Raw genomic sequence first — 18,136 nt, 5'->3', positions numbered from 1 at the left:
ATTCAACTTGTGAGATACTAATTTTTATAGAATCAAAATGAAAAATTCCTACATAGCATATTTTTGCTCTGCACATAATATTAATTCATTTATTTCATTCAGTTCTATTATAATATTATTATGTATATATATTAAAAAAGCATTATCAACCGTACCTCGAAAAGCAACAACAGAATTATATTCTTTCTTTAAATTATTATATATATTATAATGATAAAAGAAAGTTCTAACAAATTTTCCAGTTATACTTCTAATTGTCTTACCTTTAATTGTCTTTTTCATCTCACGACAAAGATTCTCAACTATTTGATTAATTAATGAATTTTTCATTATCAAATCATTCCAATTAGTGTCCGATTCATCTTTTATGCCATACTGCGTAAGAATCTTTCTAAATTCCTGAATAGTTTCCTGAGATTCCAAATAAAATATTTCAAAATCTTTCTTTGCAGTATATTCCTCTACAACTTCAGTTGAAGTCTTTTCTTTCTTCAATTCTTTGATATGCAAAGCATTTTCTATCTCTATTTGAATATTTTCTTCTGTCAATATATCGTTTTCTGTATATTCCAATGTTTTCAAATCATATAGATTATAGAAATCTCTCATCTTCTTTCTATAATCCAAATACTTTTCTTTCCCCATATCTGCATGCGTTGAACTAGGCGATATCTCAATCCCTAATCTCTCACCCGTATGATAATTTAATATCAAAAAATCCAATCGTCCCTGATGATATACCTCTTCATTTTTTCTTAGCCGTACTTCTCGTAACAAAAGAGGAGTTTTCATCATATTTTCTTCATTTAGTCCGGACAAATATTTAAGATAATTATCTATAACTTCAGGTTCATATTTCGAACCAGTAGAAAATTTGTTATAAAATTCCCGAAGATACTGTATAACATCTTGATTGTCTTTTTTTCTATATCTAACTCCTGAAAGCATAATTCGATTGTTTATTTTATCATAATTTATGCTTTCATTTGCAACAACATAACCTTCTTCTATCAAATGCCCTATTGACCAATATGTATATGTAAGTTTTGTTAAACTAATCAGCCTATCTGAAAAATATTCCGAACCATTATATTGAGTTTTCGTAAATATTCCGATTATTTTTTTATTATCCCCCAATATCATTTCCATATCACATTGTCTAATTTTTATCTTAGAAAATTTCTCATATCTTTTATTATATTTCTTATATAAATATTCTCTCAAACAGTCAACTACCTTTTTCTCTTCTATTTCGGGAAGTCTATCTGCATTTTCCAAAACCCGTGCAAAACATTTTTGAAAAAAAACTTCTGCATTTTCATATTGTTCATAATGAAAGTCTCTAGAATAAACATGGTCGCACCTATGAAAAAATGAACTTACTACTTTACAGTCTGGTTGCTTTTTTAATTCTTCTTTTGCATATTTCCGTAATATTTCAACAAATTCTTTATCATATGTCTGTCCCATACAAATTATCCTCACTACCATATTCATTTAATTTGAATTAGTTCCTTTTATACCAGAAATCTCATCTTCCTTAAATGATCCAGATTTCCTATATATTTATTTTGCACTATCTTCAGCTAAGCTTTTGTAATAATCCATTACATTTATAAACGGAATTACAATCTTTCCTTTATTAAATATACCTGCTGACAAAGTTTCAATCTTACCTCGTGCAATTCCTATCAATGCTGCAACTCCATTTAGGATTACAAGTTGTTTAAATGCATCTTCATTCAAACAATTTCTCGATAAAAAAGCCCCTTCCAATACAAGTTCTATGCTACATTTATTTTCTTCCTGTTCTATTTCTATTTGAAAATGAATGGCAACCTGTGCAATTACTGCATTTTCAATTTTTTCAAATGTTGGCTCATTTATATTTAGTCCAAAGCTCTTTCTTGCATCTTTCCCTATATCAACAATATTATTTTTTACAGAAAGATCTTTAATTACAGTTCCAACCATCTCTATTCCATCAACAATACAATTCAATTCCATTTTATGCGATAGCCCCCTTATCCTTTAAATACTCTTTCCATCCATCATTTAAATCATGAGGAATGAACCGCTTCTGATCCAATTGGATCAATGTATAATCGTTCACCGGATATCTGTCTTCCAATTCAACACGTAAATCCAGCTCCAGTTTTTCACAAATCTCATTCAAAGAACGAATCGTGAAATTATAATCTCTGCTCTCCCACTTTGACACCATTCCCTGAGTGACTCCCATAAAAGCAGCAAACTCCTTTTGTGTCATTTCTTTATCAAGTCGTTTTCTCTCAATCGTTGCAGAAATTCTGGCTAATTCAACAGTTGATTTTATTTCTGTTCTCGACAAACCATCCACTACCCAGCTGGTTGGTTTTGCCTTTGCTATCTTCTCTGCTATTCCCATGACTCATATTCCTCCATATTTCAATCATAATCACTTTCCAGCCATTTCAATCTTTTCTTCGCTGTCCTTATCGCCCTCTGATAATCCCCTGAATTCTTCTCTAAAAATGCAATTAATAAAATAATACAATCATCATAAATAGTATATATAATACGAATATTCTTCCTAGATCTTGGTCGATGAATACAATACAAATTCTCCTCACCGGATAATTTTTCAAATTGCGGCAAATCAATAGCTTTCTCTTTAGACAAATCTAATACAGCCAGATCCTGTAGTAACTTTTTCTGATATCCCTGCCACGGTTCCACCTCTTTCCATGGCTCATTCACTGCATCCTTAAATTCCTTTTTTATAACAGACAATGCATAAGTATCATTAACTCCATCTATATTTATCTTCTCCAGTTCCACATCCTGCACCCTTCCTTAATATAATATTACTTATAAGTAATATTATCAAGTAAAACTTTATCTCCAGTAACAAATTGCCTTGAATTCTAATAGTATATTGCCTTTTTCATTTTTCATACATATTTACGGATATATGATTCGTGATTACGAATATTCTAAATAGAATCCCCACCCATGTTCGAATGTTTGTTCTTTTATTGTAGAACAGAATGTACGCATTGTCAATTACTTATTTTTCATGTCCCATTTTTAAATATTTTCATGTTTTTTTTGCAAAAAATTATTTTTTTTTGATTTTAATAACATATTTACTGTGTAGTTGATGCATGTATAAAGTTACAAGGAGGAATAAAAACATGTATTGTTTACTTAACTATTTATTTTTCATATTGTCTTTATTAGACAATACAGACTGGCTCGCAAAATTTAAAAGATACAGAGTGTATGTATCACAGGAGGATCAACACGCTATGCCTGAAAATACCCTTGGGTATTATCGCCCTGGGACTGGAAGATGGGGCGTACATATCATCAGAGTAAAAGCTAATTTGCCTAAAAATCTCAAAATCACAGTTCTCTGCCATCAGTGTGCCCATTTTGTCGAATATGTTAGTAATAATTCAGAACATAAAAAAGATAGAACTGAATTAGAAGTCCATAATAGTGAATGGAAAGCTATTTATTCTGAATTGCTTTATTCATTTTATACATCTGGTCTTTTAAATCCTGATAAGCTTGAAGATGAATTAGAAGAATGCAGAGTTCTTCCGCCCGACTTGGCGATAGTATCCCATATATTAGGCATTCGAGACTTCGGTCAGTACGATATATATGACGAGGACGAATTATTTTACTACAATAATTGGAACAGCGAAATGGAATCTCCATTCGACTCGTATGACGACGAGGATATTGATCCAAATTATTAAAATATTAATACAATAATAATATAATGCACAGCTACACAAAGGACTGTCACATAATTACTTAATGCGACAGCCCTTTTTTATTGCCTCATAACAGGTCAGCATTCGTTAATATATACTTTAAAATTAGCGTCATATAATTCAAGTTATTCCTTAATTCCCATCATCATATTATAATGTTCGATATGGTTCGTATGAAAAAATATCATCCTAAACACCTCCTGATATCTTTCCAATGAATCATCCAACGCTTCAACATATAAATCATCCGGTATACAATGTGACCCATCATTTATCCAAGATATTAACGATCTACATATTTCCTTACTTTCATAATCCTGAAATTTATCTATCAGATCCTCATCCTTATACTTTCCAAGTATCTTAAAATAATTCTCAATTATACGTCTCATTGTATTTTGTATTGTTATAACAGAATTATTATTTTGTTCTTTTAATTCTTTCCACAATAATTCATACGAAGAAGATATTGGATTTTCAATTCCATAATACTGTATATTTGTAATTCCATTCTTTTTTCTTAAAATCCAATAATGAATATTCTTATTAGAATCTTTTCTATTTCCCATAAAAGAAAGTTCTTTGTGAAAATATACATTATGAGTTAAAACAAATACCTGTTTTATATTTGATTCCCCAACCAAGACTTTACGAATTACATCTTTTAAAAGTGAACTTACTACAAATAAAATATTACTATCTAAACTCGATATAGGATCATCAATAACGATTACCCTATCTTGTGTAACATCTTCTTCATTTTGACTTCCCTTTATCCACTGTAAGAAATATAAAAAAGTAATAAACGTTACTTCCCCTTCACTTAACGTTGATTCCACTAATGTACCATCAGGTCTTTTTATCTGATAATGATTATTTTTTTCTTTTGACGGATCAATAGAAAAATTGTTGAAACCATAACTTTTTAAAATACCATTAATTTCATCAACCGCAGGTTGTACACTAGTAACTAGTTTATTTTTTTCCTTAATCTCTAATTCTAATTCTTTCTTTTTTACCTCATGTTGATTTTTTTTATTAGTTGTCTCTTGAATACCTTTCATAAAACCATTTATTTTATTATTATGTTTACTTATCAATGCCATATTTTCTTTAGCAATTAGTATCCATATATCGTCAATTAATTTCTTCTTTTCAGTTTTATAGTTTTCAACTAAATTATTGTGTTTAATGATTTCTGCATTCTTTATATCAATGATGCAGTTAATTTCATCAATATATTTTTCAATACTATCAAGCTGTATTTTTTTACTTGGTTCATTAATTTTCCTATTAATTTTTTCTTCATTATCCCGAAAGCAATTTACTATTTTTTCACACAATTGTTGTATTTTAAACTTTGTCTCATTTTCTAAATCCTGGTTTTCAATAATAGCCAATTTAGAACGAATATCGTCTTTTGCACGCAAATATTCTTCTTTTCCTTTTTTTAACTGTTCAATATCATTTTCAAATTCCAAATCAAAAAATGCTTCCAATTGACTCCTAAAATCCTCATCAATTGTATCTTTTTGACAAAACGGGCACTTACTTCCTGAATATATATATTTTCTTCCTTGGTTAACCCAATCCCCATTTTCTAATTGAATTATTAAACGTGCAATTGGTATATCTTTCTTTCCAACAATACATTTATCCCATATAGCTAAACTCTCAATCTGCATTATATATTGCTTTGATAATTGGAAAAGCTGTTCTTTTTTTACTGGTGGTTCTCCAAATAATTTAGCTGCTCTTTTTTCTACATCTTCTCTAGTTATATTTTCTTTTTCGGGTAATGCTAATTCTTTTAACTTAGAAGCAAATGCCTCTTTTTTTAAGAATCCACTAAATGCCTCTTTAAATTTATCTTCATTTGTTTTATAGACATCTTTCCATATTATTTCTTTAAAATCTGATTTTTCTTTTTCTATTTTCCCTCTTAAATCTTCAATTGTTTCATTATTTCCTTTAATATGGTGTGTTTTTTCCTCTAACTCTGCCTTTTTTCGATTTATTTCTTCAATCTCCTCAGTAGTAGCCTGTCCTAATGTAAAAATCCCTGCAATATCACTACTTTCTTTAAAATTCTTTTCTCTAAATGTTTTATTATATACAAATACCTTTTCGGGCAAATTATGATCCCATTCTACTTGACAATCACTAAATTTTTCACATGCTGTATCTTCTAATAAAGTGCTAATAGTTGTTTTACCACATCCATTTGCACCGTATATGTAATTAACCTTTTCAAGCTTATCTATAACAATACCTTCAGTATCATATGTGGCCACATTTTTGACAATAATCTTATTTATCACTTTACTTTCTCCTTTATTAATCTTACTATTGCATATATCTTTTTGCTTTTCTTATAAAGATTTCAATATACCATACTCTTAATAGACCATTCATATACACTATTCAATTTTTCATTTCATGGATTTTAATTAGATCTGTCTCCAAATAGACATAAAAAGAAATCCCCCCCTCTATTCGATTATCTATATCTCATATTCTAACCCTATTTATACGCAAAGTCAACATTCTTCGACATAATAACTATGTTCCATCATATCAACTAAAAATTGGAATGGGTAGAACCTTCAATATTCAAGGTTCTACCCATTCCCGCCTAGTTTTATTTTCTAATATTCCGTTTATACAAATAACATCTATATTCTATAACTCAAATCATTTATACCTACTGCATTCCCCTTAATTTTCTTAATATAGCCATAATGTCAGGCTGTGTAGGTGTAAATTTCACACCTCTTTTTAACATCCCCATGACTTTTCTTGCTTTCTGTTCAATTTTATTAACAGTATGTTCACTGGTAAGCAGGAGGTGATTACCACCTATCATATACTCCCACATTATATAGAAAAAGTCCCTCACCTTACGGCGAAGGACTAAACTTTCAACCCGACCATTTATATACCACATATCGGTCAGTAGTATATTCTATAAAAATATATATCCATAAGCAACCATCATTTTTATCCGATGATGCTTCAAACCAATTTAATTAAAATCATTTTTATCAAATATAACATGTGATGTCTTGAGTCACATTCTGTGAAGTTCTCGCATCTACGATTTCTCTTATAACATCCAACTCTGGCTGAATAGTTTCATATTCTTTTCTAAAGACTTCATCCTGCAACTGTTTAAAAAGCATATCATCAAAAGTTCTCATTCTGCATCATCCTTTCACATAATCTTCTACAACATCCCTACCCCACCGGGAATCCATTTTTGAATACATATTCATTGCCATACGAATCATGAATCGTGATAACAATCTTATTATTGAGATCAATCATATTTCCTTCAATATATTCGATCCTGTCAAATATCTCAATTCTGCATTTCTGCGTATGCCCGGGTTTAATAAATACCTTATCTCCCCTATACATTCCAAGCACTAATTTGTTATTATCCGCTATAGAAATATGGTCAACACCAGTCTCGATATTGCCCTGGTTATAGATCACAAAATCAACCATTAACCCATCAGGAGATTTATATGCCACAGGCATAACTTTCAGTTTAATTCTATATGGCAGCTTTGCAACCTTAAACGAAGTTGTAATTGCAATTATACTTATAACAATTGTCACTGCAGAAAGAACAAAAGACAAAAATCCTTCATTCTGATTACACCACGCAATTATCTCATTCATCTCTTTTCTCCCTCATAAAATTATTTCTCTTATTATTTGTCTTGTAAAACTCTAAATCTCACCAAACTTAATTATTCATTTCCATAATCCTATGTCAAGCTGTACCATTCAATCCAACACTCCATCATCATTCAAAGATATTATCTAAGCCTGCCAAATGCAGCAGTTTCAATATTATCAATGCAAAGTTATATGACAGCCATTTTATATCCAGCTGATTGCCTGCAAAATATGCACTTTTGTTGTACTCAGGATATCTAAAATATTCCGGATTTTCGCCTTCGATCATTCTACAATAAGAATCGCAAAAAGATGTTACATATTCCATATATTTTTTATTAATTGAATACTTTGACCATAACAAATCTGCCAACTCTTTCAAATTATGTGTTTTCAAATCTTTTTCTACCACATTTTTTTGTACCAACAAATATTTAAAGCCCAATTCAATAGCTTGTCTCCCTATATAAACGGTAACCACTGACTTAGGCAATACATGGGTAAGCTGGTCAAATGCATTTATATATTCCAACCAATAAAACTTCCATAATTCAATTCTATCTGCTTTCTTATACCCCTGCTCTGTTCCATTAAAGGCATCCAAACTGCCAAGAACATCATCAATATGTCCCCTAGAAGAAAGACTGTTCTTTCTTGAATTTTTTGCAATATTCCTGCCATCAATATTATTAAAAAGCGGTGATTCCCCATAATTAATATGTGCAACTGAATACGCACCATCTAGTTGCAAGATATCCTTGTAACTCAATTCATCCCCAATTGCTTGAAAAATCTTCATATAATCAACTCCTGAATCTTCTTTTCCTTTCATACAAAAACAATCAACCCGGATCAGCAGGCTTCTGAAAGGTCAAATAGTCCTGTTATCAACCATTCCGTTAACACTTGAAATCAACTACTGTTTATGATATCATCAAGTTGTAAAGGGTGCTACCGACAGACGGCTAGCCTCTTAGTTATTTAGCAATAAACGATCGCCAAGTCCTACGAAAACTAACGGCGGTCGTTTTTGTTTGTGTCATCATGTTCTTCAGCTTCTTTCCTGTATAGAAATCTTTCGATCTTCTCAACAAGTTTTCCAACTGCAATTCCGGCTATAAAGACGGTAAGAATAAATCCTACCAAGCTTATGTACTCCATCATCATAATCACACCACCCTCCTTTCCCATACGGAGGGCTTTTGTAACAGTCCCTCCTTTTCGCAAGAGGGCCAGCCGCCTACCATCTCAATAGGTTACAACAGACTTTCATCCACCTTAACCTAAGGATAGCACCCATAAACATTGTAGAACAAATGTTCTTGTCGCGCAAGTATTTTCTAAGCCCAGATAAGTCCCTCACCTCTCGGCAAAGGACTTATCTTCTATTAACTACCAATCTACTTATCCCCCTGCATATACTCACAATCACGATAGCGCTCACATATCCCAGTGCATCCAACGCCAGATCAAAGGAATCAAAATGTCTCCCGGCAATGAATAGCCGAACCGACTGATCGGACAATGATATACACATGCATGTTAATAATGCCAAAACCGGCATCAGCCAGATTTTCTTCGTTGCACATGCATGAAAAATACTAACACAGATGCCGATGATCAGGAATTCAAATACATGTGCCCACTGACGTACTGACCAATCCACAAATGCACCTACCCAATTAAGGAAATCGTCCACGACAGGCAGATGCCCCACTCTTTCCGAAAGGGCAACCGTATCATCCGGTGTCTGGAATGTCAGGTAGAACAATATGCCTAAAGTTATCAGAACAAATGCAAATGAAATGACCAATGATATTCTATTATCTGCTATCTTCTTTCGCATATATTCCCCCTTCTTTCTTTTACAACACACTTATCTCTTAATACAAACCATCTATTCTGACGACTCAACACTCCGCAATTCTTATGGCCTTGTCATTACCGGAATATGCGACAAATTCAAGCTCGATTAATTTATCTTCCTGCAGCTGTGCATTCTTCCAATCAGCAATCGCCTTGTCAGGATCCTTAAGCCTTGCATTTTGAAGATTCACCTTTATAGGAATCTTCTTCAATTCCGTATCTTTTATACCGTAATCGTATTCTTCTCTGTACCATTCGTCCATTTCTCATTTTTTGTTTATCCGCACCATTCCTTACAGTCTGATAAATATTTTCTTGCACCTGATTAGCCTGAATCTTATTGATCTTGTGACGTTCATATCGTCTGCCACCAATAAATGTACATATCAATCCCAGAGCCAAGCTAATCAAAAATACCGCTAACGCTTTATTAGAATCAAAGAGATTTGAAAACTGCACATATAAAAAATGAAATGTATCCTTCATAATCTGCTTCATTTTTATTTCACCATTGTATAGCCATTATTTTGTAAAATTCTTCTATTAATCTGAATTTCTCTTATAAAAACTAAATCCATTGTGAAACAATTTTTCATAAAAATTTTTATTATGTATTATATTAAATTTCTGAAAAAAAATATTGCGTTTACTATCGTAATGTAGTGCAAACTGGTAAAATAATAACCAACACTCTGATACTCTACAACATTTATCTACAATTTGTTCACTAAATATGTCCGTCTGCTCCTCTAACAAAATAACTATAGCTAAATCATTCTTTGTATCAAGTAATTTTTCAACTTGCTGTCCGTTGAATTCGTATCCTATTTTTGTAAGCAAATATACTAACCATACCACATCAAGGTTATTGCCATTATTAATATTATATTCTAAATGTTTATATAAAATTTTTTTTATGTTATCATCAATGGCAATGTTGCTATTCTTATACTCTTTTACAAATATTTTTGATGCCAATGGCATATTTTTCTCATCGTTACAAATCACATTTACCAAATAATCACAATATAAATTTTTATCATTTATAATATAATTATCAGGATATGCACTTAATAAATATCTGACTGCTCCCTTTTCCCCTTTCTTCTCCATACTAAAAAAACAATTAAATAATTCCACTATTTCCGGAGAATCCATTTTCTCCTCATTTCCTCGTATTCTTTCAATAATCTTTTCATAATTACTGAAAAGATAATATGGATATTCTTCATAATATGTTTTCTCACTATTTAATTTCAAAAAATATTTATCAAACACTGAAGTAACCAAATGAAGTACATCTTCATAGAATGTATCATGATAAATTGCTATTTCATAGTCATCTGCATACCTAGTAAATATCAAACCTTGATCTCTTAATTCCTTATCAACTACTGCCAATATTGTCTCAGATAATATTCTCGATATATATGGACCAACTAAAACTCCATTAGTTCTTGCTCCATTAAGTCTTCTAACTCTGTCATCCAACTTTTTATATAGCAAATAATCTTGATCTGTACTATCTTGAATAAACGCACTTTTTATGCCATCTATACCAAGCTTTATACATCCAAATATATGCGTATAAATATTACTATAAAACTCTGAAATATCTATATGGAGTATCCCTGCAGCTCCCTTGGTACGCTGAATTTTATAAATCATGTTATTTACATATGTACTTCTAGCCTTCTCATATTCATTACTTTCAGCGCCCCTCTCTAAAACAAATTTAGCACCTCCGCCATATCCATCTTTTTCGTATACAATATTTCCTTCACTATTCACAAATCTAGAAAAAGAATTTTCATCTTCTTTTGATTGGTTAACAATTGTTCTGAGAATTGAAAATTTATTGTCATAAAGAAAATTCACAAGTGATACATATGTTGCAAATTCAGGTATACTAATTAACCTTTTATCACCTTTTTTATTAAATCTGCTCATATAATACGAATACGGTTCTATTCTATCCTTATGAGAGGCACCTGCCCCATAAACATTAAAATTATTCGAGGAAACATTAAACTCACTTGGTAGATATTCAGAGAAAATACCTTTTGTTTTCAGTTCTTGTATCAAATCATCCTCTATCATTTTGCTAATCCTGACCTTTCAAATATATATTTCATGTATACGTTTAATACAATCAATTCCAGGCTTTTTTCATGCATAATATCTTCTCAAAACAACGACGTCATAAATCATTCCCAAACATTTCAGAGTAACCTTGGCATTATTATCTGCTCTTTAAATATTATGAAAACCTTTGTATTTTTCTGTCACTGGAAGATTTTATTTTTCATTTCATGGATTTTAATTAGATCTGCCTTACAAATGAAATAAAAGAAATCCCCCTCTATTTGATTATACATATTTTGATTCTACCTCTGTTTATACGCAAAGTCAACATTCTTCGACATCAAAACTCTACTTTCCATATCAAAAGTAAACGCTTCACAGTGGGCATATCACACTGTGGAGCGTTTACGCAGAATAGGTAAAGTGTACCTGCTGTTGCAGGGTTCTCTATGCCAAGGGATCTGAGGACTGCGGCAAGACTGTCTATACCATACCTCAGATCCGTTCTGCCACATACTATGTATATTTCAGAAAAACCAACTGCATCATGCAGCATCTACAAGAACCTCCATGATGGAGCGGATTACTGTAGGAGCAGCACCGCCATCGATCTCTATGTGTATGCAGCCACAGTCTATCCTTATCTTTGAATTGCTGCACGAATCAAGGTCATTCTGATAATCAGCGCATTCCAACTTGACTATCTGTGGATTCTCCGATTCAACCGGCAATTCTGGTTGAGGACCAGAGGCCTGCATGCACGCCGCAAGTCTCAGCTGATTAAACCAGTAGTAATACTGATCCTTTGATATGTTATTTTCAGCAAGCCAGTCCTTTGTTTTCATACCGCTGTTCCTGCATTCCTGAATAATCGCAGTCCAGGTCTCTAACTGCTTTTCCCGAATAGCAAGTCGTGTTGCCCTAATCTACCTCCCGAATATTTGGATTTTTCGCTCTTATTTTCCAACTAGTTGAGGTGATTATAAAAAAATTCGGGTAAAATGGATAGGTACCGGCTATGGAGCGTTTACGAACTGGACTTCCCTTCATGTCAACAAAGGTACATTTAATCCAGTTCATTATATATTTATTTTCTTTTATAAATGCAAAAACTATAGATTCTTCTACACACACTCATTACTATTATTGCACTAATATATCCCAATGCATCTAATATAAGATCAAAGGAATCAAAATGTCTGCCATTAATAAATATCCTCGTTGACTGATCACATATAGAAATAACCACACATGTACCCAGTGCCAGTACGAACATCTTCCAAACATGATTTGTTCTAATAGCATAAAAAATACTAATAACAATACCAACAAGCAAAAATTCAAACACATGTGCCCATTGACGTACTGACCAACTTACATAAGAACTAACACAATTCAGAAAACTTTCAACTATAGAAAAATGCCTCACCTTCTCAGAAAGTGCATTTGTGTCCGTTGAACTCTGGAGCATCAGATATAATAGACCAGTTAATGTTAATAAAATTAATACAAATGATATAATTGATATTCTTATACTTTTAAAATGGAACCTCCCCCTATTCATGCTTACTTGCCCTCTTACTTTTTCCTTTCCAAATAGGCATAACTACTTTATTAAAACAATAATTTGAAAAAATATCTTTCAAAAGAAGAAGTGTACCCACATATACAATTATGCCAATAAAAGTTATAAAACAAAAACTTATAATACTATAATGGAACGCTGTCTCTATAGGTTTAATTGTTAGAAACATTATTGCAGCCGCTATTACAGGTTTGGGTAAACCTTGTAATAGTTCTTTTCCAGATATATACTGTCCCTTTATTGCAATTATCGCAAGCACCATGCAATCAATTACCTCTGCTATAGCCGTTGTAATTGATCCTCCTATTGCTCCTAACCATGGAATGAAAACGAAATTTAAAATTAAATTAGAAAAAGCTGTAGTTATATGTGCTATTGTAGTGTATTTCTCTTTCCCTATAGCGATAAATAACTGATTACCAAAAACACAAGCAAGGCCACTGGCTATAAACCGTATTGACATTATGTTTAATAACATTGGAACTTCAGCAAATCCATCTCCCAGAAACCAGGATGAAAGATTTTTTGATAATACACACATTCCCACTATCAGGGGAATTCCCAAATGCAATACATAATCACAGGAAAAACGAATATGCTTTTTCATTTTATCATGTTCACCAACTGCATAATCATGGGAATTACGCGCAACCATTATCGAATCAATAACCGTTATTAAAACTAATATTGTCTGGTTCAACTTTAATGCTTGATTATAACAACCATTTTGATAATCAGGATTCTTTGCCAAGTATCCAATCATCAACTTATCCAATGAACCATAGATTGTAGTTGCTAATGTAGGTAAAAAGATAATAAGTGCCGGTATAAAATGTCTCCTAAACTCTAAATCTTTTATTGACACTTTCTTAATCATCTTCAAAAGCTTAGGCCACATTATAAGATTAGCAAACAATACAGAAGATGAATATATTAAAGCATAAATCCATGTATCATTTTCATGCTTAACAAAAGTAAATATAAGTATTAGGCAAAGGCTTCTTAAGATAATTGTACGGATAGCAATAGACTTAAAATCTTCTTCTCCTTGATAATAAAAATTCACATCAAATGCAATCGCAATTACCTGAATAGAGAAAAGCATAATCAGTTTTGTATAACTATGTCCATATATACCACTAAACGTAGTTATTAGTAAAATTGTAAAGGAAACAATAGATAAAACAACTCTTATTATAACAATTTCCCAGAAAATCTTGCTCCGCATATATTCATCATCCTGATATTTTGCAACTTCTCTTTGTCCATATACGGAATATCCAAGATTTGCTATCATCGTAAAATATGTAATAATATTATTTGCAAAAGCAATCTGTCCATTACCAACTTCATGAAAAATTCTAGATAAATATGGAGTGGTTATTAACGGTATAATTAATGTTAGAACCTGACTTATAAAGTTAAATACATAGTTTTTCTTTAATGATCTTCCATTATTTTTCATATACTACTCATCTTTCATCTCTACTCTACTGTAACCCATTTTTTCGTCTCAAAATCATATTTTCTAACAACTCTAGCAGGACTTCCCACCGCCACACAATAATCCGGTATATCTTGTAAAACGACAGAATTTGCACCTATAACAGAATGCTTTCCAATATTCGCCCCAAGAATACATACATTTTCGCCAATCCATGAACCATCTCCAATTGAGACCGATCTCAAATTCTCCATTCCCTGTGCAAAAATTGGAAGATCTATATCCTTATAAATATGTGATGCATCAGAAATAAAAACCTTATCTGCTATTAAAACAGACTTTCCTATATATACATCATGCAAAGCAATACAATGGAAGAAATGACCAATTCTCGTATAATCATCAATTATTAAAGTATCTTTGCCATTACTATCTTTACCTCCCGCAAGCCATGCGTTATTTGATATGAAAATTTTTTTACCTATACTAATTGCTTGTGGGTTATCTATTTGCATAGGAAAAAAGACAATACTTCTTTTATCAATCTTTGAAAATCTTGGTTTTAAAAATAATTGTGTTTTAATTAACCATATGGCCTTATTAAACTTACTGGTGTTTTTCATTAATATACTTCTCCTTTTCCTATAATTGCCATATAGTATTCTGCTGCTAAAATATATATCATTAACGGTAATTGATATATTGGCTCCGAATTATTAAAAACAAAAATCAAAATTATAAACATGATATTTTCTATTTTTTCTTTTTTCTTATGTATTGCCATACTATGCTTTATAAAAGGTATAAATGCAAATACAATTCCCAATAAACCTGTAGTATAACACCAAGTTATAAAACCATTAGAACTTCCTTTCGGTCCCGTCAGATTATATGTATTTAAGCTTTTAAAAATATCTGTATTTAAAAATCCAGCTCCTAATAAAAAATGCTCTTTAAAAATTTTTAATCCTAGCTGTAAATCTAACGATCTTATGTAAAAAGATCCACCAGATGCCGTCATTTCTATCTTTTGCCCAACAACTGTAAATATAACAAATAATACAATACTTAAAATAGGTATAGTAATTATTATTTTATTTCGCAAGCTAATTTTACTTGAATACAAAAACATATAAGCTAATAACAAACTTGCTAAAACCATACCAGTAGTGGAAAAAGTTAAAATAATATTTATAAGAAGCAATATTAACTCTTTAATATTTTTTCTTAAACTAATTATGTAATAAAATAATGCCATATTAAGATATATCTGATATACCCCCGGTTCCCAAAATAATCCACTCAATCTAATTAATTTATTAGGATTTCCATAAAAATAATATATTCCATAATAATTATAATATGGCACATTGCTATCACCCGTTATTATCGTATATGGGATATTAATTTTTAAAACATTAACCAGGACATAAAATAATAATGAGACTATAGCAATAACTATAACTATTTTATATAACACTTCATTATAATTTATCTTTTTCTTATTCCAATAAAAAAAATTAAGAAATAATAGTAAAAAAATGATACATCTATAAAATAAATTAAAAGAAGATGCTGGATATAAAAACAAATTAATACAAAAATAAATTGCGAAAATACATATAAATATTAAAACATAACTCAAATAATTTACTTTATATAATATTGCTTTGATAGCAAAGTAACATGATATTAATAAAAATATCATTCTGGCAATATTATACAGTAATGAATCTGGTTGCACTGCTGAAATAACTGTTCCAGATAGCCAGATCATAATCATTATTTCTATATATATCAGTATATTATTTATATTAAATCGTACTTCTCTCTTCATATAATTCAATAGCTCCACTATCCTGAGTTCTAACGTTTACATTAGCTTTAAATAAAATACTAATAAAATTCTGTATTGAATATTTACTATCTAAAACTATGTTCGTATCAAAAACATCCTTAAAAAAAGAATCTGGAATCTGAGTTTTTCCATCCACTACAAAAATATTATTAGGTGAATAAAAATCATATTCCTTAATATTTGCATTAGTAGTAATTAATTTTCTTTTTAAATGCAAAACCTCAAATGTCCTCATTGTTAATCCATTCTGCCCCTCCAAAGGACAATCAATAACAGCCTTCGATTTTGCAAACATAAGATTGCTCTCACTCTGACTTAATGGCAAAAATTTAAACGCATCATTACTGATTCCCTTAAAACTTTCTGGTGATTTTAATTTATTATATAAATATGTACTCTTATGCTTCATCACAAGATACTGATTTAATTTTACATTATCAGGTAATGAATCTATTATCCTATGATAGCTTTTTGACTTTGCAATGCCAAATGTCATCAAAGATGTTACATCAAAAATAACTTTCTCGTCAATACAGTCATTTGAATAAAACAATGGTAAAAATTCCATTCCATATTCTTTACAATCTTGTTTATCAAAGGAATAACTTCTATCAAATAATTTATAAATGCTCTCTATCTGTGGAAAGTTTTTTATAGAATCCCATGTATAATATACAAATTCTGCCTTATCATATTTATTTCTGAGAAATTCAACATTCTTCGGTTCCATATATCTTCCTGCAAAAATAACCACTACCTTATTGATTTCAGTATTTTCTATTTTTTCTGGAATAGACATTATATATGATTCATATCTTTTCCTTAAAAAATTAAGGCTAAACCTTCTCCTTACACGATCTGTAAACGAAAGAGAAATTTCATCAGGGAAAAAATATACTTTATTCCCTGATTTTTCAAGAATATTACATATTTTTTTATAATACCCATAAAAAGTAGGCATAATTAATAATATTCTCATTTTGTAATCTCCTCACTCTTTTAACATTTTTAGAATTTCTTTTACTTTCCTTCCATCAGCCCATATTGCTTTGGAATCATATGGTCTATCAGGAAACGCTCCATAATCAAGCCTAATCTTATAGTTATTTTCTTTAATAAACCGTTCAACTCTATCAGCCAATTTTTCAGGATATCCTGAACAGACTGAACAGATAATTATAATACCATTAATTTTATCCTGTGTAACTGTGGCAACTACCTGTATACAAAAATCAGAATAATCAATAAAATCATATTGATTTTGTCCTGAAGTAAATGGGAAACTGTGTTTTCCCTCTTCTTCTGCTGCTATAATCTTAGAAAAAATGGATGCACCATATTTAGAATTACCTACAATATAATAGCCTCGGAACCATTGAAACACAGTATCATTTTGTTTACAAATCTCTTGTGTTAAATCTCTTAACGCATTCTTTGCTATACCATATGAAGTAACAGGATGGCAAGGTGTATCCTCATTTATGCTTCCCTCAAAAAAACCTATTTCATGCATACTTCCCATTACTGCAATTTGCTTGCATCCTGATTCAACCATTTTTCTTATAAACGAAAAATGTTTTGGTAAATCATTAATATGGGTATCAGAGTAATGCACAAATCCATCTCTCCAGGCTAAATGAAGTAATACATCTGGTTTACCCAAGTATTCATATGGATTTTCAACTTCAAAAAGATTACATATTTTTTTCAGCACGATCGTCCACATTATCAACTTTAACGTCGGTTGCAATAACTTCATTTCCCATATCCAGAATTGCTTTTACAATTTCAACTCCTAAATAACCATTCGCACCTGTTACCAAAATCTTCTTGTTATTCATATT

At 31.0% G+C, this 18,136-nt stretch carries 21 protein-coding genes; 1 reads left to right on the top strand and 20 read right to left on the bottom strand.

Features of this window, described 5'->3' with window-relative positions:
• Nucleotides 1-48 precede the first annotated feature (48 nt).
• The 4 genes from GT641_RS00925 to GT641_RS00910 form a co-directional block, all read right to left on the bottom strand.
• The gene (locus GT641_RS00925) at nt 49-1,470 is read right to left on the bottom strand and encodes a hypothetical protein (protein ID WP_161116610.1); all 1,422 of its coding nucleotides are present in this window, start codon (nt 1,468-1,470) and stop codon (nt 49-51) included.
• Nucleotides 1,471-1,566: 96 nt separating this feature from the next.
• Nucleotides 1,567-2,007 carry a hypothetical protein gene (locus tag GT641_RS00920; RefSeq protein WP_119963000.1) on the bottom strand — a complete coding sequence of 147 codons (441 nt, stop codon included), beginning with the start codon at nt 2,005-2,007 and terminating at the stop codon, nt 1,567-1,569.
• A gap of 1 nt (nt 2,008) precedes the next feature.
• Complete coding sequence (locus GT641_RS00915; RefSeq protein WP_119962999.1) at nt 2,009-2,407, bottom strand: helix-turn-helix transcriptional regulator; 399 nt, start codon at nt 2,405-2,407, stop codon at nt 2,009-2,011.
• A gap of 20 nt (nt 2,408-2,427) precedes the next feature.
• The gene (locus GT641_RS00910; RefSeq protein ID WP_119962998.1) at nt 2,428-2,820 is read right to left on the bottom strand and encodes a hypothetical protein; all 393 of its coding nucleotides are present in this window, start codon (nt 2,818-2,820) and stop codon (nt 2,428-2,430) included.
• Between the two features lie 356 nt (nt 2,821-3,176).
• Here GT641_RS00910 and GT641_RS00905 point away from each other — a divergent pair, with 356 nt between their 5' ends.
• Nucleotides 3,177-3,749: a hypothetical protein gene (locus GT641_RS00905; RefSeq protein WP_204986393.1), complete on the top strand. Its 573-nt coding sequence runs from the start codon at nt 3,177-3,179 to the stop codon at nt 3,747-3,749.
• 143 nt (nt 3,750-3,892) lie between these two features.
• Here GT641_RS00905 and GT641_RS00900 read toward each other — a convergent pair whose 3' ends face one another.
• The 16 genes from GT641_RS00900 to GT641_RS13325 all read right to left on the bottom strand — a co-directional run bounded on the left by GT641_RS00900 (nt 3,893) and on the right by GT641_RS13325 (nt 18,133).
• Nucleotides 3,893-6,088 carry an AAA family ATPase gene (locus GT641_RS00900; RefSeq protein ID WP_161116608.1) on the bottom strand — a complete coding sequence of 732 codons (2,196 nt, stop codon included), beginning with the start codon at nt 6,086-6,088 and terminating at the stop codon, nt 3,893-3,895.
• Between the two features lie 723 nt (nt 6,089-6,811).
• Nucleotides 6,812-6,967, bottom strand: coding sequence for a hypothetical protein (locus tag GT641_RS12925; protein ID WP_192919775.1), 156 nt, complete (start codon nt 6,965-6,967; stop codon nt 6,812-6,814).
• A gap of 37 nt (nt 6,968-7,004) precedes the next feature.
• On the bottom strand, nt 7,005-7,454 hold the full coding sequence (locus tag GT641_RS00895; RefSeq protein ID WP_161116607.1) for a hypothetical protein: 450 nt from the start codon (nt 7,452-7,454) through the stop codon (nt 7,005-7,007).
• Nucleotides 7,455-7,581: 127 nt separating this feature from the next.
• The gene (locus GT641_RS00890) at nt 7,582-8,286 is read right to left on the bottom strand and encodes a hypothetical protein (protein ID WP_161116606.1); all 705 of its coding nucleotides are present in this window, start codon (nt 8,284-8,286) and stop codon (nt 7,582-7,584) included.
• 182 nt (nt 8,287-8,468) lie between these two features.
• Nucleotides 8,469-8,681 (bottom strand): hypothetical protein, encoded by a 213-nt coding sequence (locus tag GT641_RS00885; RefSeq protein ID WP_161116605.1) that lies wholly within the window; start codon nt 8,679-8,681, stop codon nt 8,469-8,471.
• 151 nt (nt 8,682-8,832) lie between these two features.
• Nucleotides 8,833-9,300 carry a VanZ family protein gene (locus tag GT641_RS00880; RefSeq protein WP_161116604.1) on the bottom strand — a complete coding sequence of 156 codons (468 nt, stop codon included), beginning with the start codon at nt 9,298-9,300 and terminating at the stop codon, nt 8,833-8,835.
• A gap of 185 nt (nt 9,301-9,485) precedes the next feature.
• The gene (locus GT641_RS00875; protein WP_161116603.1) at nt 9,486-9,818 is read right to left on the bottom strand and encodes a hypothetical protein; all 333 of its coding nucleotides are present in this window, start codon (nt 9,816-9,818) and stop codon (nt 9,486-9,488) included.
• 45 nt (nt 9,819-9,863) lie between these two features.
• Nucleotides 9,864-11,420 (bottom strand): RNA-directed DNA polymerase, encoded by a 1,557-nt coding sequence (locus tag GT641_RS00870; protein ID WP_161116602.1) that lies wholly within the window; start codon nt 11,418-11,420, stop codon nt 9,864-9,866.
• Nucleotides 11,421-11,745: 325 nt separating this feature from the next.
• The gene (tnpB, locus tag GT641_RS00865) at nt 11,746-11,961 is read right to left on the bottom strand and encodes an IS66 family insertion sequence element accessory protein TnpB (RefSeq protein ID WP_161116601.1); all 216 of its coding nucleotides are present in this window, start codon (nt 11,959-11,961) and stop codon (nt 11,746-11,748) included.
• On the bottom strand, nt 11,951-12,250 hold the full coding sequence (locus GT641_RS00860) for a hypothetical protein (RefSeq protein WP_161116600.1): 300 nt from the start codon (nt 12,248-12,250) through the stop codon (nt 11,951-11,953). The genes tnpB and GT641_RS00860 overlap by 11 nt, the downstream gene beginning before the upstream one ends.
• Nucleotides 12,251-12,961: 711 nt before the next feature.
• The gene (locus GT641_RS00850; RefSeq protein ID WP_161116598.1) at nt 12,962-14,455 is read right to left on the bottom strand and encodes a flippase; all 1,494 of its coding nucleotides are present in this window, start codon (nt 14,453-14,455) and stop codon (nt 12,962-12,964) included.
• Between the two features lie 20 nt (nt 14,456-14,475).
• The gene (locus tag GT641_RS00845; protein ID WP_161116597.1) at nt 14,476-15,057 is read right to left on the bottom strand and encodes an acyltransferase; all 582 of its coding nucleotides are present in this window, start codon (nt 15,055-15,057) and stop codon (nt 14,476-14,478) included.
• Entirely contained in the window at nt 15,057-16,271 is a 1,215-nt protein-coding gene (locus tag GT641_RS00840) for an O-antigen ligase family protein (protein WP_161116596.1), read from the bottom strand. The genes GT641_RS00845 and GT641_RS00840 overlap by 1 nt, the downstream gene beginning before the upstream one ends.
• Complete coding sequence (locus GT641_RS00835; RefSeq protein WP_161116595.1) at nt 16,249-17,271, bottom strand: hypothetical protein; 1,023 nt, start codon at nt 17,269-17,271, stop codon at nt 16,249-16,251. The genes GT641_RS00840 and GT641_RS00835 overlap by 23 nt, the downstream gene beginning before the upstream one ends.
• A gap of 12 nt (nt 17,272-17,283) precedes the next feature.
• The gene (locus GT641_RS00830) at nt 17,284-18,006 is read right to left on the bottom strand and encodes an NAD-dependent epimerase/dehydratase family protein (protein ID WP_347562814.1); all 723 of its coding nucleotides are present in this window, start codon (nt 18,004-18,006) and stop codon (nt 17,284-17,286) included.
• Nucleotides 17,987-18,133: an NAD-dependent epimerase/dehydratase family protein gene (locus GT641_RS13325; RefSeq protein ID WP_347562812.1), complete on the bottom strand. Its 147-nt coding sequence runs from the start codon at nt 18,131-18,133 to the stop codon at nt 17,987-17,989. Before GT641_RS13325 ends, GT641_RS00830 begins: the two co-directional genes overlap by 20 nt.
• Between the last annotated feature and the right edge of the window lie 3 nt (nt 18,134-18,136).

The sequence above is a fragment of the Clostridium sp. BIOML-A1 genome (genome assembly GCF_009874105.1).
Taxonomy (GTDB): Bacteria; Bacillota; Clostridia; order Lachnospirales; family Lachnospiraceae; genus Coprococcus.
The sequence above is the reverse complement of the archived record's forward strand: the minus strand, read 5'-3'. Positions and strand labels throughout refer to the sequence as shown.

Coding starts and splice junctions, on each gene's coding strand:
- GT641_RS00925 (WP_161116610.1), bottom strand. CDS start 1,470: ATGGGACAGACATATGATAAAGAATTTGTTGAAATATTACGGAAATAT.
- GT641_RS00920 (WP_119963000.1), bottom strand. CDS start 2,007: ATGGAATTGAATTGTATTGTTGATGGAATAGAGATGGTTGGAACTGTA.
- GT641_RS00915 (WP_119962999.1), bottom strand. CDS start 2,407: ATGGGAATAGCAGAGAAGATAGCAAAGGCAAAACCAACCAGCTGGGTA.
- GT641_RS00905 (WP_204986393.1), top strand. CDS start 3,177: ATGTATTGTTTACTTAACTATTTATTTTTCATATTGTCTTTATTAGAC.
- GT641_RS12925 (WP_192919775.1), bottom strand. CDS start 6,967: ATGAGAACTTTTGATGATATGCTTTTTAAACAGTTGCAGGATGAAGTC.
- GT641_RS00895 (WP_161116607.1), bottom strand. CDS start 7,454: ATGAATGAGATAATTGCGTGGTGTAATCAGAATGAAGGATTTTTGTCT.
- GT641_RS00890 (WP_161116606.1), bottom strand. CDS start 8,286: ATGAAAGGAAAAGAAGATTCAGGAGTTGATTATATGAAGATTTTTCAA.
- GT641_RS00880 (WP_161116604.1), bottom strand. CDS start 9,300: ATGCGAAAGAAGATAGCAGATAATAGAATATCATTGGTCATTTCATTT.
- GT641_RS00875 (WP_161116603.1), bottom strand. CDS start 9,818: ATGAAGCAGATTATGAAGGATACATTTCATTTTTTATATGTGCAGTTT.
- GT641_RS00870 (WP_161116602.1), bottom strand. CDS start 11,420: ATGATAGAGGATGATTTGATACAAGAACTGAAAACAAAAGGTATTTTC.
- tnpB (WP_161116601.1), bottom strand. CDS start 11,961: ATGCTGCATGATGCAGTTGGTTTTTCTGAAATATACATAGTATGTGGC.
- GT641_RS00860 (WP_161116600.1), bottom strand. CDS start 12,250: ATGAAAACAAAGGACTGGCTTGCTGAAAATAACATATCAAAGGATCAG.
- GT641_RS00850 (WP_161116598.1), bottom strand. CDS start 14,455: ATGAAAAATAATGGAAGATCATTAAAGAAAAACTATGTATTTAACTTT.
- GT641_RS00845 (WP_161116597.1), bottom strand. CDS start 15,057: ATGAAAAACACCAGTAAGTTTAATAAGGCCATATGGTTAATTAAAACA.
- GT641_RS00840 (WP_161116596.1), bottom strand. CDS start 16,271: ATGAAGAGAGAAGTACGATTTAATATAAATAATATACTGATATATATA.
- GT641_RS00835 (WP_161116595.1), bottom strand. CDS start 17,271: ATGAGAATATTATTAATTATGCCTACTTTTTATGGGTATTATAAAAAA.
- GT641_RS13325 (WP_347562812.1), bottom strand. CDS start 18,133: ATGAATAACAAGAAGATTTTGGTAACAGGTGCGAATGGTTATTTAGGA.